The 24,155-nt window shown below is 64.0% G+C and carries 21 protein-coding genes; 14 read left to right on the forward strand and 7 right to left on the reverse strand.

The window, feature by feature from the left end; translation table 11 throughout:
* Window positions 1-31: 31 nt before the first annotated feature.
* Window positions 32-2,356: a penicillin-binding protein 1A gene (locus AC57B5_RS24145; protein ID WP_013800758.1), complete on the reverse strand. Its 2,325-nt coding sequence runs from the start codon at window positions 2,354-2,356 to the stop codon at window positions 32-34.
* 371 nt (window positions 2,357-2,727) lie between these two features.
* Between AC57B5_RS24145 and AC57B5_RS24150 the strand changes: the two genes are divergently transcribed.
* From AC57B5_RS24150 to AC57B5_RS24200, 11 genes are all read left to right on the forward strand, one after another.
* Complete coding sequence (locus tag AC57B5_RS24150; protein ID WP_034347621.1) at window positions 2,728-3,807, forward strand: pilus assembly protein PilM; 1,080 nt, start codon at window positions 2,728-2,730, stop codon at window positions 3,805-3,807.
* On the forward strand, window positions 3,804-4,415 hold the full coding sequence (locus AC57B5_RS24155; protein WP_239972312.1) for a PilN domain-containing protein: 612 nt from the start codon (window positions 3,804-3,806) through the stop codon (window positions 4,413-4,415). Before AC57B5_RS24150 ends, AC57B5_RS24155 begins: the two co-directional genes overlap by 4 nt.
* The gene (locus AC57B5_RS24160; protein WP_239972310.1) at window positions 4,415-5,095 is read left to right on the forward strand and encodes a type IV pilus inner membrane component PilO; all 681 of its coding nucleotides are present in this window, start codon (window positions 4,415-4,417) and stop codon (window positions 5,093-5,095) included. The genes AC57B5_RS24155 and AC57B5_RS24160 overlap by 1 nt, the downstream gene beginning before the upstream one ends.
* The gene (locus AC57B5_RS24165) at window positions 5,092-5,640 is read left to right on the forward strand and encodes a pilus assembly protein PilP (protein WP_239972308.1); all 549 of its coding nucleotides are present in this window, start codon (window positions 5,092-5,094) and stop codon (window positions 5,638-5,640) included. Before AC57B5_RS24160 ends, AC57B5_RS24165 begins: the two co-directional genes overlap by 4 nt.
* The gene (locus AC57B5_RS24170) at window positions 5,637-7,778 is read left to right on the forward strand and encodes a type IV pilus secretin PilQ (protein WP_496400499.1); all 2,142 of its coding nucleotides are present in this window, start codon (window positions 5,637-5,639) and stop codon (window positions 7,776-7,778) included. Before AC57B5_RS24165 ends, AC57B5_RS24170 begins: the two co-directional genes overlap by 4 nt.
* Before the next feature lie 22 nt (window positions 7,779-7,800).
* On the forward strand, window positions 7,801-9,228 hold the full coding sequence (locus AC57B5_RS24175; protein ID WP_496400500.1) for an Ig domain-containing protein: 1,428 nt from the start codon (window positions 7,801-7,803) through the stop codon (window positions 9,226-9,228).
* Window positions 9,229-9,293: 65 nt separating this feature from the next.
* A complete protein-coding gene (locus AC57B5_RS24180) occupies window positions 9,294-9,824 on the forward strand; it encodes a shikimate kinase (protein ID WP_496400501.1) in 531 nt (176 codons plus the stop codon).
* Window positions 9,825-9,953: 129 nt separating this feature from the next.
* A complete protein-coding gene (gene aroB, locus AC57B5_RS24185) occupies window positions 9,954-11,072 on the forward strand; it encodes a 3-dehydroquinate synthase (protein WP_496400502.1) in 1,119 nt (372 codons plus the stop codon).
* 64 nt (window positions 11,073-11,136) lie between these two features.
* On the forward strand, window positions 11,137-12,315 hold the full coding sequence (locus AC57B5_RS24190; RefSeq protein ID WP_496400503.1) for a deoxyguanosinetriphosphate triphosphohydrolase: 1,179 nt from the start codon (window positions 11,137-11,139) through the stop codon (window positions 12,313-12,315).
* A gap of 138 nt (window positions 12,316-12,453) precedes the next feature.
* A complete protein-coding gene (locus tag AC57B5_RS24195) occupies window positions 12,454-13,074 on the forward strand; it encodes a DUF1415 domain-containing protein (protein WP_012207370.1) in 621 nt (206 codons plus the stop codon).
* Window positions 13,071-13,952: a class I SAM-dependent methyltransferase gene (locus tag AC57B5_RS24200; protein ID WP_043822234.1), complete on the forward strand. Its 882-nt coding sequence runs from the start codon at window positions 13,071-13,073 to the stop codon at window positions 13,950-13,952. Before AC57B5_RS24195 ends, AC57B5_RS24200 begins: the two co-directional genes overlap by 4 nt.
* 20 nt (window positions 13,953-13,972) lie before the next feature.
* On the opposite strand, the gene AC57B5_RS24205 is transcribed toward AC57B5_RS24200, so the two are convergent.
* A complete protein-coding gene (locus AC57B5_RS24205) occupies window positions 13,973-15,070 on the reverse strand; it encodes an MBL fold metallo-hydrolase (protein ID WP_034396998.1) in 1,098 nt (365 codons plus the stop codon).
* A gap of 192 nt (window positions 15,071-15,262) precedes the next feature.
* Here AC57B5_RS24205 and AC57B5_RS24210 point away from each other — a divergent pair, with 192 nt between their 5' ends.
* From AC57B5_RS24210 to AC57B5_RS24220, 3 genes are all read left to right on the forward strand, one after another.
* Window positions 15,263-16,678, forward strand: a complete 1,416-nt coding sequence (locus AC57B5_RS24210; protein ID WP_071956756.1) for an alkaline phosphatase — start codon at window positions 15,263-15,265, stop codon at window positions 16,676-16,678.
* Between the two features lie 191 nt (window positions 16,679-16,869).
* Window positions 16,870-18,387 (forward strand): alkaline phosphatase, encoded by a 1,518-nt coding sequence (locus AC57B5_RS24215; protein ID WP_013800771.1) that lies wholly within the window; start codon window positions 16,870-16,872, stop codon window positions 18,385-18,387.
* Between the two features lie 95 nt (window positions 18,388-18,482).
* A complete protein-coding gene (locus AC57B5_RS24220; protein WP_496400504.1) occupies window positions 18,483-19,280 on the forward strand; it encodes a hypothetical protein in 798 nt (265 codons plus the stop codon).
* Window positions 19,281-19,469: 189 nt separating this feature from the next.
* Here the strand turns inward: AC57B5_RS24220 and AC57B5_RS24225 are convergent, their stop codons facing one another.
* From AC57B5_RS24225 to AC57B5_RS24245, 5 genes are all read right to left on the reverse strand, one after another.
* A complete protein-coding gene (locus tag AC57B5_RS24225; RefSeq protein WP_012207363.1) occupies window positions 19,470-20,477 on the reverse strand; it encodes a Bug family tripartite tricarboxylate transporter substrate binding protein in 1,008 nt (335 codons plus the stop codon).
* A gap of 175 nt (window positions 20,478-20,652) precedes the next feature.
* Complete coding sequence (locus AC57B5_RS24230) at window positions 20,653-21,393, reverse strand: SDR family NAD(P)-dependent oxidoreductase (RefSeq protein ID WP_016450985.1); 741 nt, start codon at window positions 21,391-21,393, stop codon at window positions 20,653-20,655.
* A 7-nt stretch (window positions 21,394-21,400) separates the two neighbouring features.
* The gene (gene pcaF, locus AC57B5_RS24235; protein WP_496400505.1) at window positions 21,401-22,612 is read right to left on the reverse strand and encodes a 3-oxoadipyl-CoA thiolase; all 1,212 of its coding nucleotides are present in this window, start codon (window positions 22,610-22,612) and stop codon (window positions 21,401-21,403) included.
* Between the two features lie 74 nt (window positions 22,613-22,686).
* Complete coding sequence (locus AC57B5_RS24240) at window positions 22,687-23,346, reverse strand: 3-oxoacid CoA-transferase subunit B (protein ID WP_026062883.1); 660 nt, start codon at window positions 23,344-23,346, stop codon at window positions 22,687-22,689.
* A 26-nt stretch (window positions 23,347-23,372) separates the two neighbouring features.
* The gene (locus AC57B5_RS24245) at window positions 23,373-24,074 is read right to left on the reverse strand and encodes a 3-oxoacid CoA-transferase subunit A (RefSeq protein ID WP_012207359.1); all 702 of its coding nucleotides are present in this window, start codon (window positions 24,072-24,074) and stop codon (window positions 23,373-23,375) included.
* Between the last annotated feature and the right edge of the window lie 81 nt (window positions 24,075-24,155).

The following is a 24,155-nucleotide window of genomic DNA, read 5'->3' on the forward strand; positions in this document are numbered from 1 at the left end:
TTTCTTGCGTGGTCAACCGCTTGTGTGGCGGTCAGTTGCGGAAGAGGTCGAGGATGCGGTTGCGCTCCTCGGTGGCGGGCGGGGGCGTGGCGCCTGCAGCGCCGCCCGTGGAAGCGCTGTCCATGCCCAGGCTGCTGACGCCGCCGTTGCGCGCGTTTTCCTCGTAGTACCACTCGCCGCCCATGTTCACGACGCCAGGGGGCACAGGCATCTCTGCCACGGGCACGCCCTTGAGGGCATGCTGCATGAAGCCGATCCAGATGGGCAGGCTCAGGCCGCCGCCCGTCTCGCGGCTGCCCAGGTTGCGCGGCGTGTCGTAGCCGATCCAGGACACGGCGGCCAGCGTGGGCTGGAAGCCTGCGAACCAGGCATCCACCGAATCGTTGGTCGTGCCCGTCTTGCCGTACAGGTCGGGGCGCTTGAGCGTGGACTGCGCGCGCGCTGCCGTGCCCACGCGCGCCACGTCCTGCAGCAGGCTGTCCATGATGAAGGCGTTGCGCGCGTCGATGGCCTGGGGCAGTTCCTGCACCGGGGGCGGTGTGAATTCGGACAGGATGCGGCCCTTGTGATCGGTGACACGGGCAATCAGCCAGGGGTTGACGCGGTGGCCGCCATTGGCGAACACGGAGTAGCCGGCAGCCAACTGCAGCGGCGTGACCGCTCCGGCACCCAGCGCCATGGTCAGGTAAGCCGGATGCTTGGCGGCGTCAAAGCCGAAGCGCGTGACCCACTCCTGGCCCTGCTTGGGTCCCACGGCCTGGAGCAGGCGGATGGAGATCATGTTCTTGGACTTGTTCAAGCCCGTGCGCATGGTCATCGGCCCGTCGTAGCGGCTGTCGTAGTTCTTGGGCTCCCATGGCTGGCCACCTGTCACGCCGGCGCTGAAGAACAGCGGCGCGTCATTGATCATGGTGGAAGGCGAAAAGCCTTTTTCCAGTGCCGCAGAGTAGATGAAGGGCTTGAAGGCCGAGCCGGGCTGGCGCCAGGCCTGGGTCACGTGGTTGAACTTGTTCTTCTGGAAGTCGAAGCCGCCGATCAGGGCGCGCAAGGCGCCTGTCTGGGGGACCAGGGCCACGAAGGCGCCTTCCACTTCGGGCAGCTGCGTGATTTCCCAGGTGTTCTTGGGCGTCTTGACCACGCGGATCACGGCGCCGGGACGGATCTTGATGTTGGGCGGTGCCTTGGGGTTCAGGCCCGATTCGGCGGGCTTGAGGCCTTCACCCGTGATCTCGATCTGTTCGCCGTCGGCGCGTGCCGCCAGGATCTTGCGCGGATTGGCATCCAGCACCACGGCGGCGAGCACATCACCGTTGTCGGGGTGGTTGGCCAGAGTGTCGTCGATGGCGTCTTCACGGTCCTCGGCGTCGGCCGGCAGGGCCACGAACTTCTCGGGGCCGCGGTACTTCTGGCGGCGCTCGTAGTCCATGATGCCCCGGCGCAGCGAGGCGTAGGCGGCTTCCTGTTCGCCGGCATTGATGGTGGTGTAGACGTTCAGGCCGCGCGTATAGGCTTCGTTGCCGTACTGGGCAAAGATCAGCTGGCGTGCCATCTCGGCCACGTATTCGGCATGCACGCGGGTGTTGAAGGAGCCCGTGCGGATCTTCAGCGGCTCGGCCTTGGCTTCAGTGGCCTGGGCGGAGGTGATGAAGCCGTTTTCCTCCATGCGCTCGATGATGTAGAGCTGGCGCGAGCGGGCGCGCTTGGGGTTGCTGATCGGGTTGTAGGCCGATGGTGCCTTGGGCAGGCCTGCCAGCATGGCCGCCTCGGCCACCGTGATGTCCTTCAGTGGCTTGCCGAAATAGGCTTCACAGGCAGCAGCAAAGCCATAGGCCCGATTTCCCAGATAAATCTGGTTCATGTAGATCTCGAGAATCTGGTTTTTGCTCAACAGATGCTCTAGCTTAAAAGTCAGTAAGACTTCGTAAATTTTGCGTGTAAAGGTTTTCTCGGAAGACAGATAGACGTTGCGCGCCACCTGCATGGTGATAGTCGATGCGCCCTGGCTTTTCACGCGGCCCAGATTGGCCAGCGCGGCGCGGGCCATTCCCTTGTAGTCCACGCCGCCATGCTCGAAAAAGCGCGTGTCTTCAATGGCCAGCACGGCGTCGGTCATCACCTTGGGGATGTCCTGGATGGGAGTCAGCGTGCGCCGCTCCTCGCCGAATTCACCCAGCAGGGCGCCTTCGCTGGAGTACACGCGCAGCGGCAGCTTGGGCCGGTAGTCGGCCAGCTCGGACACGTCGGGCAGGTTGGGATAGGCCATGGCCAGGGCCACGGCCACGGTCAGCATCAAGGCCAGCGCGCCGGCGACGGCGATGCCCGCCAGCCATAGCAAGGCCTTGGGAAACCAGTGCATGGGCTTGGATGGGGCGGAGCGAGGCTTTGCAGCCTGGGGTTCTCGGGAGTCTGAAGACGGCATGTCGCAGGGAGTGCTGAGGAGTGCCGCATTATAAAAATGCGTGCCCCAGAAGGTCGGTAGGAGACGGCTGCACACGGTTGCCAGCATGGCCGCAAGCCACGCATCCTAAGCCAGGCGTGCAGGCCGACATGCAAGCAGGGGTGCATTCATGTCGCATTTGATGGCCCGCAATAATGTCTGTTTTTGGCCACTAGCGCCTAGCGTGCTCCGGTTGGCATGGTGAGCTGCGCGCAGTCTTGCTGATAGCATTCAACCTATATGTGAAGGTTTGTTGCGTTCTTTACATACACAAGAAGAGGGAGGGCAAGTTGATTGCTATGGGATCCTTATTCAGTCGCCAGCCCGCACCTTTGCTAGGCATCGACATCAGTTCTTCGAGCGCCAAGCTCGTTGAGTTGTCTCGTGCCAAGTCGGGCGAACTGTTGCTGGAGCGCTGTGCCATCGAACCGCTGGAGCGGGGATGGATCACGGACGGCAACATCGAAAAGTTCGATGAAGTGGCAGAGGCTGTACGGCGACTGGTCAAAAAAAGCGGCACGCGGACCAAGAACGTGGCCATGGCCTTGCCGGCCTCGGCCGTGATCACCAAGAAGATTTCGCTGCCGGACGGCATGAGCGAGCAGGAACTGGAGGTCCAGGTCGAATCCGAGGCCAATCAGTACATTCCTTTCTCGCTCGATGAAGTGAGTCTGGACTTCTGCGTCATAGGCCCGTCATCGAATTCACCCGGCGATGTGGACGTGCTCATTGCCGCATCGCGCCGCGAGAAGGTCCAGGACCGCCAGGGCCTGGCCGAGGCGGCCGGCCTCAAGCCCATGGTCATCGACATCGAGCCCCATGCCTCCCGCATGGCGGCTGCACGGCTGATCGAGCGCCTGCCCAATCAGGGCAATAACGCCCTTGTGGCCTTGTTCGAGTTGGGCGCCATGACCACCAGCATGCAGATCCTGCGCGACGACGAGGTGCTGTATGACCGGGATCAGGCCTTTGGCGGCGCACAGCTGACGCAACTGATCGCGCGCCAATATGGTTTCTCGCTCGAAGAGGCCGAGTCCAAGAAGCGCAGCGGTGAACTTCCGGAGGACTACGCGTCCGCCGTGCTCAAGCCCTTTGTGCAAAGCATGACGCAGGAAGTGTCGCGCGCACTGCAGTTCTTTTTCACCAGTACGCCCCACAATCGCATAGACCACATCCTGCTGGCAGGCGGCTCGGCCCCACTTTCCGGCCTGTCCGAGGCCATCACGCAGCAAACGGGTTTTGCCTGCAGCCTTGCCAATCCCTTTGATGGAATGGAAGTCGGCAGCGGCGTACGCCTCAAGCGCATGTCGCGCGAGGCCCCCGCCTATCTGACCGCCTGCGGACTGGCCATGCGGAGGTTTGTCTCGTGATTCTGATCAATCTGCTTCCTCACAGAGAAGCAACGCGAAAGCGCCGCAAGGAAGCATTCCAGGCCACCATGGTCCTTTCTGCCCTGATAGGGCTTTTGATCATTGGTGCGGTGTACTGGTGGTACCAGATGATGATCGAGGACCAGCAGGCAAAGAACAGCATGCTGCGCGCCGAGATTACCGTGCTGGAGTCCCAGATCAAGGAAATTGCCGGGCTGGAGGATGAGATCACCGCCCTGCGCGCTCGGCAGAAGGCCGTGGAAGATCTGCAATCCGATCGCAATCTTCCGGTGCACATGCTCAACGAGCTGGTGGCGCAGTTGCCCGATGGCGTCTACATCACCAGCATCAAGCAGGAAGGTCTGGCCGTGACCATGCTGGGCACGGCACAGTCCAATGAGCGGGTGTCTGAAATGCTGCGCAATCTCTCGGAGGGGACACCCTGGATTTCAAAGCCTGAACTGGTGGAAATCGTGGCCAAGACGGTCAACGTCACGCCCAAGGACCAGCGCCGCGCCGCTGCGTTCAATCTGCGCTTTCAACTGACGCGTGCCAGCGTGGCGGAGAAGAGCCTTTCGACGGCGGCCAACCCAGGAAAGTCCCAGTGATGGCCAAGAAGAAAAAGAACGACATCGACTTCTCCGCGCTGCAGGAGAACATACAGCGCCAGTTCCGTGGTCTGGATCCCAATGATCCGTCGCGGTGGCCTGTGCTGCCGCGGACACTGTTGTGCGTGGCCATCGCGCTGGCTGTGGCTGCCGTGCTTTGGTATGTGCTGATCAAGGACTACGAAGACACCCTGGAGCAGGAGCGCAATACCGAGGTCACGCTGCGCCAGGACTTCAGCCAGAAGCTGTCCAAGGCCGTCAGCCTGGACGGCCTGAAGAAGCAGCGAGAACAGGTCCAGCAATATGTGACGCAGCTGGAAAAGCAGTTGCCCAGCAAGGCGGAAATGGCTGCGCTGCTCTCCGATATCAATCAGGCAGGGCTGGGCCGCAGCCTGCAGTTTGAAACTTTCCGGCCTGGAGCGATGGTCGTCAAGGAGTACTACGCAGAGTTGCCTATTGCTGTGAAGGTCACAGGACGCTTTCATGACATCGGATCATTCGCTTCCGACGTGGCCTACCTATCCCGCATCGTGACCTTGAACAATCTGTCGATCGTGCCTGTGGGCAAGGACGGAAGCGAGGTCCTGAGCATGGAGGCAACGGCGCGAACCTTCCGCTACCTGGATGCCGACGAAGTGCAGGCGCAGCGCGCGGCTGCGGGGAAGGGTAAGAAGAAATGAGACACATGCGTTTCAGCGGCTTGCTCATGCTGGCTGCTTGCCTGACTGTCTCGGGCTGCACCTCTTCTGATCAAGAAGAGTTGCAGAGCTGGATAGCTCAGGAGAAAGCCAATGCGAAGCCCCGTGTCAAGCCTTTGGAGGAGCCCAAAGCCTTTACGCCCCAAGCCTACCTGGGAGCTGATGGCATGGATCCTTTCAATCCCTTGAAGCTGATGCAGGTGCTGCGCAAGGAATCCGCACAGACCAATGCGAATACCACCTTGATTGCCGCAGAGCTCAATCGCCGCAAGGAGCCTTTGGAGGCGGAGCCCTTGGATGCCATGACCATGGTGGGCAGCCTGGACAAGAAGGGTGTGCCCACGGCGCTGATCAAGGTAGGGACTTTGCTGTACCAAGTTCGCTCAGGAAATTACCTGGGACAGAACTACGGAAAGATCACCCGGATCACGGAGACGTCCATCCAGTTGCGGGAAATCGTCCAGGACGGCAGCGGCGACTGGATAGAGAGAAATAGCACACTGGAGTTGCAGGAGGGAAGAAAATGATGGGCACACATCGAAGCATGTTGCACAAGGCTCGCTGGGGAATCGCCGTCGGCGGTTGGTTTCTTGGCTCCTTGGCCTGGGCGCAGTCCGCGATAGAGTCGGTCTCCGGCTCGATTCAAGGGGGCACCGAGGTGGTGCGCATCGAGCTTTCCGAAGCGCTGGCCGCCGACCCTACGGGATTTGCAATCCAGTCTCCGGCGCGCATCGCACTGGATTTTCCTGGCGCCACCAATGGCACGGGCAAATCGGTGGTCGAGCTCAATCAGGGCAACCTGCGCTCCATCAATATCGTCGAGGCTTCAGGCCGCGCACGCTTGGTGCTGAATCTGAAGATGGCGACTTCCTACCGTACAGAACGCCAAGGCAAGGCGTTGCTGATCCTGCTGGATCCGGTGGCGGCCGCATCTGCAAGCGCAAAGCCTTCCGCGCAGCAAGGAGTGTTTGAGAACAAAGCAGTCACCAATAGCGATAGCCAGCCGATACGCAATGTCGACTTTCGCCGCGGCAGCGATGGCTCGGGCCGTATCGTCGTGGGCCTGAGCAATAGCCAAGTCGGCGTGGATATGCGCCGCGAAGGCAAGGAACTGGTGGTCGATTTCCTGCGCTCTTCTTTGCCTGAAGGATTACGGCGCAAGCTGGACGTTGCGGATTTCGGAACGCCGGTGCAGACGATTTCTTCCATACAGCAGGGTGAGTCTGTCCGCATGCGCATCGCTCCGGTCGGAGACTGGGAACACAGTGCCTATCAGAGCGACAGCCAGTTTGTGATCGAAGTCCGCCAGAAAAAGGTGGATGTGAGCAAGCTGACGCAAGGCCCTGGCTACAGTGGTGAAAAGCTCTCACTGAATTTTCAGAATATCGAAGTACGCTCGCTGTTGCAGGTGATCGCGGATTTCACGAATTTCAATATCGTGACCTCGGATACTGTTTCCGGGTCATTGACTTTGCGTCTCAAGGATGTCCCCTGGGATCAGGCACTGCAAATCATCATGGATGCCAAGGGTCTCGGCATGCGCAAATCCGGCTCGGTGCTTTGGATTGCACCCAAGGATGAGATTGATGCGCGTACCAAGCGGGATTATGAAGCCGCCATGGAGATTCAGAAGCTGGAACCGCTGAAAACACAGGGTTTCCAACTCAACTACGCAAAGGCAGTGGATATCCTTCCGCAAATCACTAAAAGTGCCGGGACTGGAACTGGTACACGATTTCTCTCTGAGCGCGGATCCGCAATATCGGAGCCCCGTACCAATCAGCTGTTTATTACAGATACTCCCACCAAGTTGGAGGAAATGAGAGGGTTGTTGCAGACATTGGATGTGCCGGTGCGACAGGTGCTGATTGAAGCGCGTATCGTTGAGGCCCGCGATACCTTTGGCCGTGCACTGGGGGTTCGCCTGGGTGGGGGCGATTTGCGAGCCCAGCGTGGCGGCGATGGAGGGTACAGCATCGGTGGGGACAACCGTGTGGCCATCGGAACGGGATTTGACAATGCCAATGCTTCCGCAGGAGCGAGCGGGCAGGCAGTCAATACCTCAGGGAGTTTTGTCAATCTGCCTGGAAAACTGTCGAATGTCGCAAACTCCGGCACGTTTGCCATGTCGATCTTCAATGCTGCTGCGAACCGATTCCTGACCCTTGAACTTTCTGCGATGGAATCCGACGGTCAGGGCAAGATCATTTCCAGCCCGAGGTTGGTGACGGCCGATCAGACCAAGGCATTGATTGAGCAAGGTACTGAGTATCCGTATTCTGTGACGGCGCCTAATGGTGCGACGACCATTGCCTTCAAAAAGGCCGTTTTGAAGCTGGAGGTTACGCCTCAGATCACTCCTGAAGGCGATATCATCCTGGACCTGGATGTCAACAAGGATTCGCGTGGCGAGAGCACGCTGCAAGGTGTCGCTATCGATACCAAGCATGTGCGTACCCAGGTTCTTGTTCAGAATGGCGGAACTGTAGTGATCGGCGGTATCTTCGAGATGGAGGAGACCAATACGGAAAACAAGATTCCGCTATTGGGCGATGTCCCTGTTCTGGGGCATCTTTTCAAAAGTCGCGTGAGAGAATCCCAGAAACGGGAAATGCTGGTATTTATTACGCCGAAGATGTTGGCTGACATCAGAAGTGCTCGTTGAATGTAGTAGGAGATAGATAATCATGCAAAAAATCATTTTCGGTGCCATGCTGGCACTCGGTTTGGCCGGGTGTGGTGGTGGTGGAGGGAGTGCTGGTGAGACAAATCAGCCATATACCATTTCGCTGCGCGCAGATAAGACGCAGCTTCCGGTGAATATTGGAAGTGCCGGCCCTGGTATTGGTGCAAATGCGGCATATACGACGACAATGTATGTCGAGGCTCGTCAAGGGAATATGCCTATACCTGGTGGAGATGGCATTTTCCAATGTGCCGTGACTGCAGGTCTTGACTCGGCGGTTCTGTATTATCTGGATGGAACGGATAAAAAGGACGATCAAGGAAATATCACGGCAAGCCGTTCCATTGTGCTGGGCTCCAACTCTGGTAGTGCCACTTTCCACTTGCACGCAATCGACAAGGCTGGTGTAGCAAGCGTGACTTGCACGGTGACCGATCCTCGCGATAAGCGCCAGGTGAGTGCTGTGACCAGTGTCAATGTCGGCGGTGCAGCGCAGGGAATTCCCGCCAGCACGCTGGCCGTGACCCAGACGCCTGGCTATCTGGGCTCCCGCGACAACCTCTCCAATCTGCGAAACAACGTCGCACTGGAAGTGAAGGTGGTCGACGACCGCAATCAGCCGGTCACTGGTACCAGTCCCAATGTGCAGGTTCGGATTTTGCCCAGCTCGGCTTATGACGGTGCGCGCCTGATCTCTGGATCCAAGGCTGGCTCTTCGTTGCAAGTCAATTCGCTCAACGGCATCGCACAGCTGTCGCTTTCCAGTGGCCCCGATAGCGGCGCCATCGTGCTGGAAACAACTGTGGACCGCCGGGACAATGATGTCAGCAATGGCATTCAGGATCCCATCAGGGCCTATACCGTCGTCGGTGTCTATCACGAGATCGCCAAGACGCCTCTGGCCCTGCCTGATGGCTTGAGCATCACGGGTGCCAAGGACCAGCCACTGGTGTACGGCTTTGCAGCAACAGGCGGCATTCCTCCTTATCGCTGGTCGACACTGGGTGGTGTTCCAGACGGTATGCGCCTGAGCAGCGACGGCGTGCTTTCCGGTACGCCGACGGTTGTCGGAACCTTCAACATGCTGGTACGTGTGCAGGACGCACAGGGCGCCGTGGTCGACAAGACCGTGACCGTGACCATTGCGGCCAAGGCACCTCTGGCGTTCACTGCACCTACCATCTCTGGCGTCCGTGGTGTGGCCCTGGCGTACGCACTGTCGGCAACCGGCGGTACCGCTCCCTACACCTGGGTGAGTCTGGGTGGCACACCCGAAGGGCTGGCGTTGTCCAGCGACGGCATCTTGTCGGGTACTCCGACGGCGGATGGCGCCTTCAACATGATCGTGCGCGTCACGGATGCCGACAACACGGTGATCACGAGGAACGTGACCATCACAGTGGCCAAGCCGGCAACCACGACGCCGTAAAGGCGATGCCGTTCGCGGCCATGGGAGATAATTTTAATTTCCCATGGCCCGTGCGGTAACAGCAAATGGATGTATCAGGCTTGATAACCCGGGTGGCCCTGATCGGCCTGCCCGGCTCCGGCAAATCGACCATAGGGCGCCAGCTGGCGCGCCTGTGGTCGATGCGTTTTGTGGATGCGGATCATGTGGTCGAGCAGCGCATAGGTTGCAGCATCCGGGAGTTTTTCGAGCGCGAGGGCGAGCAGGCTTTTCGAGACATGGAGTCGCAGGTCATTGATGAGCTGTCGGCCTCCACATCCAGCCTGCTGCTGTCCACGGGCGGTGGCGTGGTGCTGCGCGAGCAAAACCGCCGCCATCTGAATGCGCGCACCCAGGTCTTCTATCTGGATTGCACGCCAGAGGCCATCGCCGCGCGGCTGCGCAACGATGTGACGCGGCCCTTGCTGCAGGTGGAAGACCCGGCGCTGCGCCTGCGAGAGCTGCTGCTGCAACGCGAGCCGCTTTATCTGGAGACGGCTCACTTCGTGATCCAGACATCGGGTCTGTCTGTGGCGCAGGCTGCGCAGCGCATACGCATGCAGGCGGAACTGGCCTGAGCACAGTCAGGTGGAACACCAAAGGCCTCGGCACTTGCCGGGGCCTTTTTCTTTAAGATCGGCGGTTGCCGGGCGCGCTGCCGTGTCGCGCAATTCCTTTCACTCTTTCTGCCTTGGAGCGACACCATCTTGCCCACCGCTTCCTCCTTGCCTGCCGCCCAGGTCGTGACCATCGACCTGGGTGACCGTTCCTACCCGATCACCATCGGCACCGGCCTGCTGGACCAGGCCGCGACCTATGCCGCCCTGCCTTCTGCGGCCCAGGCCGTGATCGTCAGCAATGATGTGGTCGCGCCGCTCTACGAGCCCGCACTGCGCCACGTGCTGGAACAACGCTACCGCAGCGTGCGTACCGTGGTGCTGCCCGATGGCGAGGCCCACAAGGACTGGCAGACGCTGAACCTGATCTTTGACGACCTGCTGTCCGGCGGCTGCGACCGCAAGACCGTGCTCTTCGCGCTGGGCGGCGGCGTCATCGGCGACATGACGGGCTATGCCGCCGCCAGCTACATGCGCGGCGTGCCCTTCGTGCAGGTGCCCACCACGCTGCTGTCGCAGGTGGATTCGTCGGTGGGTGGCAAGACCGCCATCAACCATCCGCTGGGCAAGAACATGATCGGCGCCTTCTACCAGCCGCAGCTGGTGGTTTGCGACCTGGCCTCGCTGGACACGCTGCCCGTGCGCGAGCTGAGCGCAGGCCTTGCCGAGGTCATCAAGTACGGGCCGATCGCCGACATGGACTTCCTGGCCTGGCTGGAGGAGAACATGGATGCCTTGCTTGCCCGTGACCGCACTGCGCTGGCACATGCCATCAAGCGCAGCGTGGAGATCAAGGCCTGGGTCGTGGGGCAGGACGAGAAAGAGGCTGGGCTGCGCGCCATTCTCAATTTCGGCCATACCTTCGGGCATGCGATCGAGGCCGGCATGGGCTATGGCAACTGGCTGCACGGCGAAGGCGTGGGCGCCGGCATGGTCATGGCGGCCGAGCTGTCGCAGCGCCTTGGCCTGGTGGATGCTGCCTTCGTGCAGAGGTTGCGTGTGCTGATCGCGCGTGCGGGCCTGCCCGTGCGTGGCGCCGTCCTAGACGAAGCCGACAATGCCGGGCGCTATCTGGAACTGATGCGCGTGGACAAGAAGTCCGAGGCGGGCGAGATCCGCTTCGTGCTCATCGACGGGCCGGGAAAGGCTGTCATGCGCTCGGCGCCCGATGCCTTGGTGCGCGAAGTCATAGACGCCTGCTGCGCCTGACGCGCGGCGCCGGGGGCAAGCCGGAACTGCTAGAGTGCCCTTGTCAGCATGATGAGGCGATCGAATGCAGAAACAGGCCCTGGCCCCTTATGCCTGCAACCCGGCGTTCAGCCGGGGGCGGCGTTTCCCGGAGGCGCCTGCGCCCACGCGCAGCGATTACCAGCGCGACCGGGACCGCATTGTCCATTCCTCGGCGTTCCGGCGACTGGTCTACAAGACCCAGGTCTTCGTCAACCATGAAGGCGACCTGTTCCGCACACGGCTGACGCACTCGCTGGAAGTCGCCCAGCTGGGCCGCTCGGTCGCCCGGTCCCTGCAGCTCGACGAGGATCTGGTCGAAGCCATCTGCCTGGCCCACGACCTGGGCCACACCCCCTTCGGCCATGCGGGCCAGGACGCGCTCAATGCCTGCATGCAGCCGCACGGCGGCTTCGAGCACAACCTGCAAAGCCTGCGCGTGGTGGACCGGCTGGAGGAGCGCTATCCGGCCTTTGACGGGCTCAACCTGAGCTTCGAGACGCGCGAGGGCATTCTCAAGCATTGCTCGCGCACCAATGCCGAGCACCTGGAGGCGCGCGAGCCCGGTGGCGTGGCCCAGCGCTTTTTGCTGGGCCGGCAGCCTTCGCTGGAGGCCCAGCTGTGCAATCTGGCCGATGCCATTGCCTACAACGCCCATGACGTGGACGATGGCGTGCGCTCCGGCCTGATCACCATGGCCCAGCTGTGCGAGGCCGTTCCCCTGTTCGCGCGCTATCACGATGCAACGCTGGCCGAGCATCCCCAGCTGGGCATGCCGTTGGCCGAGCGCCGACTGCTGTACGAAAGCATCCGCCGCATGCTCAGCGACCAGGTCTATGACGTGATCGCCGCCACGCAGCAACGCATTGCACAGGCGCGGCCCTGTTCGGTCGATGAGGTGCGCGCACAGGCTGGCCCCCTGGTGGGCTTCAGCGATACCATGAGGCAGCAGTCGCTGCAGCTCAAGCAGTTCCTGTTCCGCAATCTCTATCGCCATGAACAGGTGATGAAGACCATGGACGGCGCGCAGCAGATGGTGGCCGAGCTGTTTGCGGCCTACATGGTGGAGCCCGATCGCATGAAGCCGCGTTTCGTGCAGCGGGCCATGCTGGCCGAGGACATATCGGCGCGTGCGCGGGTGGTGGCCGACTTCATCGCCGGGATGACGGACCGCTACGCGGCCCGGGAGCATGAGCTGCTGACAGGCCTGCGCCTGCTGGGCTGAGAAATCCGAGCACCGGCATCGCCCGGGCGGCGCGGCTAGAATGCGGACCCTGCGTGACAGGGCAGGGAAGGGTTCCTGGACGGTTTCGCAATGTCTGGGGGCGCAGTGCCCCCGTTCGCATTTTTGAAGGGCACAGCCATGACCGATACCAACCACGAGATTCGCGCGGCCGAGTTTCCGCCTGTCACCGTGATCGAGGATACGGTGCACTGGCTCGAAAAGGCCGTGATCGGCCTGAACCTGTGCCCTTTCGCCAAGGGCGTGCACATCAAGGGCCAGATCCACTACACGGTCAGCCAGGCCACCGACGCCGAGGGCGTGGCGGCGGATCTGCACCGCGAGCTGGAAGCGCTGGCCGAGGCCTCGCCTGAGAAGCGCGACACCACGCTGCTGATCCTGCCCCATGCGCTGCAGGAGTTCCTGGACTTCAACGACTTCCTCGAAGTGGCCGACGCCATGGTCGAGGAACTGGACCTGGGAGGCATCCTGCAGGTGGCCTCGTTCCATCCGCAGTTCCAGTTCGAGGGCACCGAAGCCGACGACGTCACCAACTGCACCAACCGCTCGCCCTATCCCACGCTGCACCTGCTGCGCGAGGACAGCATAGACAAGGCGGTCGAAGCATTCCCCGAGGCGGAGTCCATCTACGAGCGCAACATGGAGACGCTGGAGAAGATCGGCATCGAAGGCTGGCTGGACATGGGCGTGGGCGCGCGCTGCCCCGTGGCGCATGCAGCCAAGCCGGGCGCAGCCGAATGAAGGCGCGCCAAGGCAAGCCTGCCGCGAAACCCGAGCAGGATGTGACCGAGCAGCTGGGCCTCAAGCCCGGCCAGTCCATCGAACTGCTCAAGGCGCTGCACATCCTCACGCGCGAAGGCAAGATCAACCAGGACTCGCGGCGCAAGCTCAAGCAGGTCTACCACCTGTACCAGTTCATCGCCCCCATCCTCGAAGAACTGTCGGCCGACGACCATGCGGTCACCCTGGCCGACCACGGTGCCGGCAAGTCCTACCTGGGCTTCATCCTCTACGACCTGTATTTCAAACCGCTGGGGCGCGGCCACATCTACGGCATAGAGACGCGCGCGCCGCTGGTGGAAGCCTCGCAGAAGCTGGCCGCCGAGCTGGGCTTCGACCGCATGGGCTTCCTCAACATGTCGGTGGCCGAATCCACGCATGCCGACTTCATGCCTGCGCAATTCGACGTGGTCACGGCCCTGCACGCCTGCGACACCGCCACCGACGATGCCATCGCCTTCGGCCTGGAGAAAAAGGCCAAGGCCATGGTGCTGGTGCCCTGCTGCCAGGCCGAGGTCGCTGCCTGCCTGCGCCAGACCAAGGCGCTGAGCCTGACGCGCACGCCGCTGGCCGAACTGTGGCGCCATCCCATACACACGCGCGAAATGGGCAGCCAGCTCACCAACGTGCTGCGCTGCCTGTACCTGGAAGCCTGTGGCTACCAGGTCACCGTGACCGAGCTGGTGGGCTGGGAGCACAGCATGAAGAACGAGCTGATCATTGCGCGTTACACGGGGCAGAAAAAGCGCAGTGCGGTCGAGCGCATGCGCGCCATCCTGGCGGAGTTCGGCCTGCAGGATGTGATGGCACAGCGCTATCCGCTGCTGCAGGCAGCCTGAGCCGGCTGCCTGCAGCAGTCTCAGGCCCCCGCCACGGCGTGGTACCAGGCGATGCCATCGGCATCGATGCTGCGCTCCACCTGCCCTGCATGCATCAGGTGGTTGAGGCAGGCCAGGCTCTCGCCCGTGGCCATGCCCAGCAGGGCGGGGCTGGATTCGCTGATGGGGCGTGAGAACAGGGCGCCGAAGACATCGACGGCGCGACGCGGTTCGGCCAGTGCGGCCAGCAAGCGGGCGTTGGCGCGCTCCTGGCCTGCCGCCAGTGAATCGATCCGTGCATGCAGGCCGCGAAAGCAATCGCCATGCGCGGGCAGGACGAGCACATCGTCGGGCACTTCGCGCCTGACCTTTTCCAGAGAATCCATCCAGTCGGCCATGGGGTTGGCGTCGGGCTCCATGGCATGGACCGAGACGTTGGACGAGATGCGCGGCAGCACCTGGTCGCCCGAGATCAACAGCTTGAGATCGGGGCAGTAGAGGCTGGCGTGCTCGGGCGAGTGGCCGCTGCCGACCACCACGCGCCACAGGTGTTTTCCTATGCGCAGTTCCTCGCCGTCGTGCAGGCGGCGGTAACTGTCGGGCAGGGCGTGGATGTGCTTGCCGAAGTTGCCGAAGCGGGCGCGGTAGGACTCCAGCGCGCTGTCACTCCAGCCTGCGCGGCGGTAGAAGGCGATGGCGTCGGGCGGGGCCTCGCGGCTGCAGTCCGAGACCACGACGCGGCAGTTCAGATATTCCAGGCGCGTCATGTACAGCGGCACATGGAACTTGCGCGTCAGCCAGCCGGCCAGGCCCACATGGTCGGGGTGCATGTGGGTGACCAGCACGCGCGTCAGCGAGCGGCCGTCGGTGGATTGGGAGAACAGCGCGCGCCAGGTGGCCACGCCTTCGTCGGTGCGCGCACCGGTATCGACGATGGCCCAGCCCTCGCCGTCATCAATGGCCCAGAGATTGATGTGATCCAGCGCATAGGGCAGGGGCATGCGTATCCAGAGCACGCCGGGTGCGACCTCCAGCGTCTGCCCGCGCTGCGGTGGCGCCTCGAACGGGTAGTCGAGCACCGGCTTGGGCGGCGCATCCGTGGCGTGCGAGGCGTTCGGGGCTTGGGCTTTCTGGTCCATGGGGTTCCTTGTTCAGTCGCTGGGGTGGCCGGGTGCTCCCCGGCTGGCAGCGCATCCCCGCAACGATACGCCTGCCGCTGCTGCCTTGCTGTCACGGGCTCGTCACAGGCCGCTCCTACAGTGCACGGGTCAATCAACAGGGGGAGGGCGCGGCCGTGCTGCGGGGTCCCCTGCCTACAGAGGGATATCCGCATGAAATTGAAGATGTTGTGCAGCGCGCTGGCTGGTGCCTCGCTGCTGTTGAGCGCCTGTGGCGGCAGCGACGGTTCGTCCGCAGCCGCTCCGACCAAGAACGTGCTGTTCTTCCTGGGTGACGGCATGGGCATCACCACCATGACGGCCGCACGCATCTACAGCGTGGGTGAAGACGGTGAGCTCACCATGGACAAGCTGCCCGAGACTGCCTTCGTCCACACCTTCTCGAACGACGCCCAGGTGACGGACAGCGCGCCCTCGATGGCCGCCTACATGACCGGCGTGAAGATGAACAACGAAGTCATCTCCATGACGCCCGACACCAAGGCCACGGACGCTGCGGGCAAGGCCTATCACACCAACTACGACAGCACCTGCCCCAGCGGCAACGGCCAGGCCGTTCCCACGCTGCTCGAGCAGATGAAGTCCGCCGGCTACGGCACGGGCGTGGTCTCCACCGCGCGCATCACGCATGCCACGCCGGCAACCACCTACTCGCACGTCTGCCACCGCGATGCGGAGAACACCATTGCCGCGGCCCTGGTGCCCGGCGGCTCCGGCTACAACAGCAAGCTCGGTGACGGCGTGGACGTGATCCTGGGTGGCGGCTCCTACTACTTCACGCCCAAGGCCGACGGCGGCCGCCGCAACGACAGCCGCAACCTGATCGCCGAGTTCAAGACGCAGAAGTACAGCTACGCCGCCAACAAGAGCGAGTTCGACAAGCTGCCCGTGGACGGCAGCAAGATCGCCGGCCTGTTCACCAAGGACCACATGGCCTATGACCTGGACCGCGATGCGACCAAGGAACCGAGCCTGGCCGAGATGACGGGCAAGGCCATCGACGCACTGTCAGCCAAGAAGAAGGGCTTCTTCCTGATGGTGGAAGGCGGCCGCATCGACCATGCGTTGCACGCCACCAACGCGCGCCGCGCGCTGCAGGACACGGTGGCCTTCGACAACGCCATCCAGACCGCGCTGGACAAGATGGCCAAGCTCGATCCGGGCCTGAAGAACACGCTGATCGTCGTCACCGCCGACCATGACCACACGCTGCACCTGAACGGCTATGCCGCGCGCACCGGCAAGACCGAGGCCGGCAAGCCCGGCGTGCTGGGCCTGGTCAAGAACTACGTGGACGGCAAGGCCTCCACAGATGTGGATGGCAATCCCTACACCATCCTGGGCTTCGGCAACGGTCCCAAGCGCCTGGCCACGCGGGGTCCCATCGACGCGGCTTCGCTGGAAAGCCCCGACTACCTGCAGGAGGCCGTGGTGCCCCTGGCCTCCGAAACCCACGGCGGCGGCGACGTGTTCCTGGGCGCGCAAGGCATGGGTGCCGATACGTTCTCGGGCGTGATCGACAACACCACCGTCTTCACGCTGATCAAGAAGAGCATCGGCTTGCAATGAAACACCCCCTGAGCGACTGCGTCGCTTCGCCCTCTCTCGCTTCGCGGGAGGGGGACGACGCCCTCGCTGCGGGGCGGCCCTTGCTCGGCGTCCGCCGCCTGGGCCACGCCGGTTTCATGCGGTCCTAGCACGCTGTACGACCAGGGTCTTGTACCGCAATCAAGGCATTCAAAGTATTCAAGGAATTCCACATGCATCCGATCCTCCAAAAGACCTCCCTCGCCCTGGCTGCGGCCGGCGCGCTGGCGCTGCTGGCACCTGCCGCCCATGCGGCTGGCGAGGCCAAGAACGTCATCTTCTTCCTCGGCGACGGCATGGGCCCGGTCACCGTGACCGCCGCGCGCATCTACAAGGGTGAGAAGCAGCTGGCTGCCAATCCCACGGCACTGACCAGCAGCGAGCGCGCCACGCTGACCATGCAGTCCCTGCCTTACGCCAGCCGCGTCAAGACCTTCTCGCGCGATGGCCAGACCACGGACAGCGCGCCTTCGATGGCGGCCTACATGACCGGCGTGAAGATGAACAACGAAGTCATCTCCATGTCGGCCGAGACCCTGGCCTATGCGGCCAACGGCCAGCAGTACATCAACGGCGAGGACACCACCTGCCCGGCCGGCAACGGCCAGCCCGCGCAGACCCTGCTGGAACTGTCCAAGGCCAAGGGCCGTGCCGTGGGCGCCATCTCCACCACGCGCGTGGGCCATGCGACGCCTGCGGCCACCTACGCCCACATCTGCAACCGCAATGGCTACAACAGCATTGCCGAGCAGTCCGTGCCCGGCCATGCCAACTACAACGCCAAGCTGGGCGACGGTATCGACGTGCTCATGGGCGGCGGCCAGCGCAACTACCTGCCCAAGTCGGTCAACCCCAGCAGCAAGCGCACGGACACGGCCAACCTCGTGGACATGATGAAGGCCAAGGGCTACGCCTATGTCGCCAAGGGCAGCGAGCTGTCGGCCCTGGACGCGACCAAGGCCCCCAAGCTGCTGGGCCTGTTCACGCAAAGCGAAATGGCCTACGAGCTGGACCGCGTCAAGCAAAAGCTGGACGAGCCCAGCCTGTCCGACATGACCGGCAAGGCGCTGGACGTGCTCAGCCGCAATGACAAGGGCTTCTTCCTGATGGTGGAAGGCGGCCGCATCGACCACGCACTGCACGGCACCAATGCCAAGCGCGCGCTGGAGGACACGCTGGCCTTCGACCGCGCCATCGAGACCGCCATGGCCTACATGGAAAAGAAAGACCCGGGCCTGAAGAACACGCTGATCGTGGTCACGGCCGATCACGACCACAACATGGTGTTCAACGGCTACTCCAAGATCGGCAACCCCATCCTGGGCAAGGTGCAGGACTACCAGACTGGCCAGATGGCCAAGGCCCAGGACGGCAAGCCCTACACCACGCTGGCCTTCGGCAACGGCGGACGTCCCAACGCCACGGCCTCCAGCCAGGTCAATGCCGAAGATGGCAACAAGCCCTGGATCGCTCCCACGCGCGGCGCCTCGCGCGACGACGTGACGGCCGTGGACACCACGGACGACAACTACCTGCAGGAAGTCGGCCTGAACCTGGGCACGCCGGGCTCCGAGACCCATGGCGGCGGCGACGTGATGCTGTTCGCCGGCGGCGCGGGCGCCAAGATCTTCAAGGGCACGATGGACAACACCAAGGTGTTCTCCAAGGTCCGCGAAGCCGCTGGCCTGTAATTGTTTCTTCCTTCGTTGGCTGCTTGCCAACCCCTGGCCGGAGCCGTGGCACATGCGTGTGCCCGGCCCCGGTTTTTTCGCATTGGCTGGATTCCATGACGCTTTCCCTTCCGGCGCCGCGTGCGGCGCGCCACATCTACGCGGCCGCGCTGCTGGCCTGTTCCGTCTCCGCAGCATGGGCCGCCGAGCCGGCCAAGGCGGCGGCACCCGTACCCACGGCCGCAGTCCCCGCTGATTCCGTGGCCCGCACCACGGCCGCCGTGCAGGCCACGCCCGAAGCCGACCTGCGCATCACCTACGAAGCCATGAGCGTGGGCAGCGACGGCGTGCAGCGCAGCAGCGTCTATACCAACCGCGTCTACCGCCGCAAGGCCCAGCTATGGATAGAGCGCGAAATGCCCGCCGCCCTGCGCCAGAGCCAGGAGCACGGCCATGACCACGCCCACGGCCCGCACGCCGGCCACGCCCATGACGAAGCCCGCGCCGCACCCCTGTCCATCCGCCGCGCCGATGACGGCAAGGTGGGCGTGGAAGTCATCCTGGCCAAGCTGCGCCGCGTCATCAGCGTGGACCTGGCCCACCACGGCAACGTGGGCTACGGCGGCTCCTTCGACAATGTCTACTGGATCGTGCCGCCCACCGCGCTGCAAGGCATGGAGCGCGTGGGCAAGCCGCACAACGGCGTGCAGCGCTACCGCGGCACGGCAGGCGAGCAGACCACCGTCATCGACTGGGACGTGGCCAACCAGTTCGCCCGCCGCGTGGAACGCAGCGACTCCCACGGCACCGAGCGCATCGTCGTCACCGCCACCAAGCTGCCCGCACCACTGGCCCAGCCCTGGAAGGCCATCGAAGGCTACGACAAGGGTGACTACTCCGATCTGCTGGATTGAGCACCTGACACCCCAATGCAAAGAGCTGCCCGGAGGCAGCTCTTTTTTATTCCCCATTTCAATGCTCAAACGCATGGCGCTGGAAACCGGCGCAGCCTGACACCAGGGGCGCCGAGCAAGAGCCGCCTCGCGGCGATGGCGCCGTCCCCCTTCAGGGGGAAGCCGCGCAGCGGCTCAGGGGGAGGCCAGTTACACCTGCGCTCCAGAGTCTTTTACGACCTTGCTCCACTTCGTCGATTCGGCCTTGATGTAGGCGAGGAATTCGGCCGGCGTGTCGATCACGACATCACCGCCCTGGTCGTTGATCTTCTTGACCACGGCCGGGTCCTTGAGCACCTTGGCAATGGCCGTGTACAGGCGCTGCTGCACGGCGGCGGGCGTCTTGGCCTGGGTCCAGAGGCCGAACCACGAAGTGGCCTCGTAGCCGGGCACGCCGGCTTCGGCCACGGTGGGCACATCGGGCAGTTCGGGCGAGCGCTTGGCCGTGGTCACGGCGATGGGACGCAGCTTGCCCGAGCGCACATGCTGGATGGCCGAGGGCATGTTGTCGAACATGATGGCGATCTGGTTGCCCAGCAGGTCGGTGATGGCCGGGGCGCTGCCCTTGTAGGGCACGTGCACCATGTCCAGGCCCGTCATGGAGCGGAACAGCTCGCCCGACAGGTGGATGGAGCTGCCGCTGCCCGAAGAGCCGTAGTTCAGCTTGCCGGGATTGGCGCGCGCGTAGGCGATCATTTCCTTGACGGTCTTGAACGGCTGGCTGGGGTGGGCCACCAGCAGGTTGGGCACGTTGGCCACGCGCGTCAGGGGCGAGAAGTCCTTGATGGGGTCGAAGCCGGGCTTGGCGTAGAGCGCGGCATTGATGGCATGCGTGCCCACGGTGCCCATGAACAGCGTGTAGCCGTCGGCCGGTGCACGCGCGGCGGCCACGGCGCCGATGTTGCCGCCCGCGCCGGGCTTGTTGTCCACGATCACGGTCTGGCCCAGTTCCTGCTGCAGCGCCTGGGCGACGATGCGCGCCAGGATGTCGGTGGTGCCGCCAGCGGCGAAGGGCACGAGGATGGTGATGGGCTTGCTGGGGAAGCCGTCCTGGGCCAGGGCGGCGGTGCCGGACAGGGCGCCGAGGGCGGTCAGGGATGCGGCGGCCAGCGCCTGCAGGCCACGGCGGCGGGTGAAGTGGGTGGTTTGATCGGACATCGAGAGGTCTCCTGATTCGGCAATAAGGTGGATGGCCGGGCCCGGCAACGCCGGGCTGGGCCAGGGCAGGGCCCTGTGTGGCGCCCGCCTGTGCAGGCGGGCGCTTCCAGTGGTTCTTCTTGAAGGGTGTTGTGCCTGGGAAGGCGTTCGGTCAGACGGTCGGTCCGACGTTCGTTCAGACGGGCGCCACGCCCAGCGTGGTGCCGCCGCAGATGTAGAGCACCTGGCCGGTGACGAAGCCGTTGTCGGGCGACAGGAAGAACAGCGCGGCACGGGCCACGTCTTCCGGTGTGCCCATGCGGCCCACGGCAATGCTGTTGAGGATGCGCTGGGTCTGCGGCGCGCCTTCGGGGTTGCTCTTGGTGAACAGCTCGGTGGCGATGGGGCCGGGGCCCAGGGCGTTGACCGTGATGCGGTCGCGGCCCAGTTCCATGGCCAGGGTGCGTGTCAGGCCGATCAGGCCGGCCTTGGTCGCCGAGTAGACGATGCGGTCGGGCTTGCCCAGCGCGGCGCGCGAGGACATGTTCACGATGCGCCCCTCGCCGCAGGCACGCAGCGTGGGCAGGAAGGCCTGCACCAGCAGCATGGGCGCGCGCAGGTGCAGTCCCACCACGTCGTCGAGATGCTGGGTGCTGGCGTTGTCGATGGTGCCGGGGCGCGTGGCGCCCGCGTTGTTGACCAGGGCGACCACGTTGTGCGCGGCGGCAATGCGTGCCGCCGCCTCGGCCGTGGCCTGCTCGCTGGTCAGGTCGGCCTGGTAGCTCACCAGCAGCGGATGGCTCCAGTCAGGCAGCACGTAGTCGAGGTTGACCACGGCGCGGCCCTGGGCCAGCAGGGCCTCGGCGATGGCGCGGCCGATGCCGTTGCTGGCGCCGCTGACCACGGTGACGGGTGTCTTGTTATCCACGGTGCTCATCGCAGTCTCAGACCTTTTCCAGGATCACGGCAATGCCCTGGCCCACGCCGATGCACATGGTGCACAGCGCATAGCGGCCGCCCAGCGTGTGCAGCTGGTTCACGGCCGTGGTGGCCAGGCGCGCGCCGGAGGCGCCCAGCGGATGGCCCAGCGCAATGGCGCCGCCCCATTGGTTGACGCGGCGGTCGTCGTCGGCAATGCCCAGATCGCGCAGCACGGCCAGGCCCTGCGCGGCGAAGGCTTCATTCAACTCGATCACGTCCATCTGCTCCAGCGTCAGGCCGGTCAGGGCCAGCACCTTGCGCACGGCGGGCGCGGGGCCGAAGCCCATGATGCGCGGCGCCACGCCGGCCACGGCCATGCCGACCACGCGGGCGCGGGGCACCAGGTTGTATTGCTTGGCGGCTTCCTCGTTGGCCAGCAGCAGGGCGCAGGCGCCGTCGTTCACGCCGCTGGCATTGCCGGCCGTCACCGTGCCATCCGGGCGCACCACGCCCTTGAGCTTGGCCAGCGCCTCGATGGTGGTGGCGCGCGGATGTTCGTCCTGGCTCACGACAATGGCGTCGCCCTTTTTCTGGGCAATGGACACGGACACGATTTCCTTGGCCAGGTAGCCGGCCGCGATGGCGGCGGCGGCCTTTTGCTGGCTGGCCAGGGCCATGCGGTCCTGGGCTTCGCGCTCGATCTTGAAGTCGTCGGCCACGTTCTCGGCCGTCTCGGGCATGGAGTCCACGCCGTACTGCTGCTTCATCAGCTTGTTGGCGAAGCGCCAGCCGATGGTGGTGTCATAGACGGCGTTGTTGCGGCTGAAGGCGCTTTCTGCCTTGGGCATGACGAAGGGCGCACGGCTCATGCTTTCCACGCCGCCCGCGATCATCAGGCGGGCCTCACCCGCCTTGATGGCGCGCGCGGCCGTGCCCACGGCGTCCAGGCCCGAGCCGCACAGCCGGTTGATGGTGGCGCCCGGCACATAGATGGGCAGGCCGGCCAGCAGGCCGGACATGCGCGCCACGTTGCGGTTGTCTTCGCCGGCCTGGTTGGCGCAGCCGTAGAGCACGTCGGCCACGGCCGTCCAGTCCACGCCGGGGTTGCGCTCCATCAGCGCCTTGATCGGCACGGCGCCGAGGTCATCGGCACGCACCGGGGACAGGGCGCCGCCGTAGCGGCCGAAGGGGGTGCGGATGGCGTCGCAGATGAAGGCCTGGTTGGACTGGCTCATGGTGTCTCCTGGGAAAAGAATGAAGAGGTGCCGGGGGTGCGCCGCAGCGCACCCGCTGGGGGGGAGCTGAGGGATCAGGCCGTGGCCGTCGCGTCCTTGATGGGCAGGCCCACGATGGACTGCAGCTCGGCGTGCGAGAGGCCGGGCACGGTGTCGATCAGGCGCAGGCCCTCGGGCGTGCATTCCAGCGTGCACAGGTCGGTGTAGATGCGCTTGACGCAGGACAGGCCCGTGAGCGGATAGCTGCAGGCCTCGACGACCTTGCATTCGCCGGTCTTGGTCAGCAGATCCATCATCACCCATGTCTGACGTGCACCCACGGCCAGGTCCATGGCGCCGCCCACGGCGGGAATGGCACCGGCCTCGCCCGTGCTCCAGTTGGCCAGGTCGCCCGTGGCCGAGACCTGGAAGGCGCCCAGCACGCAGATGTCCAGGTGGCCGCCGCGCATCATGGCGAAGCTGTCGGCATGGTGGAAATAGCAGCCGCCCGGCAGCAGGGTGACGGGCTGCTTGCCGGCATTGGTCAGGTCATAGTCCTCCTGGCCTTCGGCGGGCGCCGGGCCCATGCCCAGGATGCCGTTCTCGCTTTGCAGGATGACCTCGCGGCCGGCCGGGATGTGGTTGGCCACCTGGGTGGGCATGCCGATGCCCAGGTTGACATAGGCGCCGTCGAAGATGTCTTCGGCCACGCGCCGGGCCAGCTCTTGCTTGCTGCGTTTCTGGTAGCTGCTCATGCTCTTGCTTTCGGCGGTTGGGGCGCTCATGCGGTTTTCTTGAAGCCGCCGGCCTGGGTGGCCACGCGGTCGATCTTCACGATCTGGCTCACGTAGATGCCGGGCGTGACCACGGCCTCGGGGTCCAGCGCGCCCAGCTCCACGATCTCGTGCACGGTGGCGATCGTGTGCTTGGCCGCCGTGGCCATCACCGGCCCGAAGTTGCGGGCCGACATGCGGTAGGTCAGGTTGCCCCAGCGGTCTCCCTTCTCGGCCTTGACCAGTGCCACGTCGCCGTGGATGGGATGCTCCAGCACATAGTGCTTGCCGTTGATCTCGCGCGTTTCCTTGCCGTTGGCCAGCTCCGTGCCATAGGCCGTGGGGCAGAAGAAGCCGCCGATGCCGGCGCCGGCGGCGCGCAGGCGCTCGGCCAGGTTGCCCTGGGGCACGAGTTCCAGCTCGATCTTGCCGCTGCGGTACAGGTCGTCGAACACCCAGCTGTCCACCTGGCGGGGGAAGCTGCAGATGATCTTGCGCACCTGGCCGCTCTTGAGCAGGGCGGCCAGCCCCTGGTCTCCGTTGCCCGCGTTGTTGTTGACCACGGTCAGCTCGCGTGCGCCCTGGGCGATCAGGCCGTCGATGAGTTCGGTGGGATTGCCCGAGGTGCCGAAGCCCCCGATCAGCACGGTGGAGCCGTCCTGGACGCCCGACAACGCCTCGGCGATGGTGTCGGTGATTTTGTTGATCACTTGCTTGTCTCCGGTATGCAGGCCGCTGGCGCTGCGCTAAAATGTTCGTATGTAGAACAAAAGTTCGCAGAAAGAATTATA

It is taken from the genome of Delftia sp. BGA-UO-ETr-SB1, assembly GCF_059567865.1.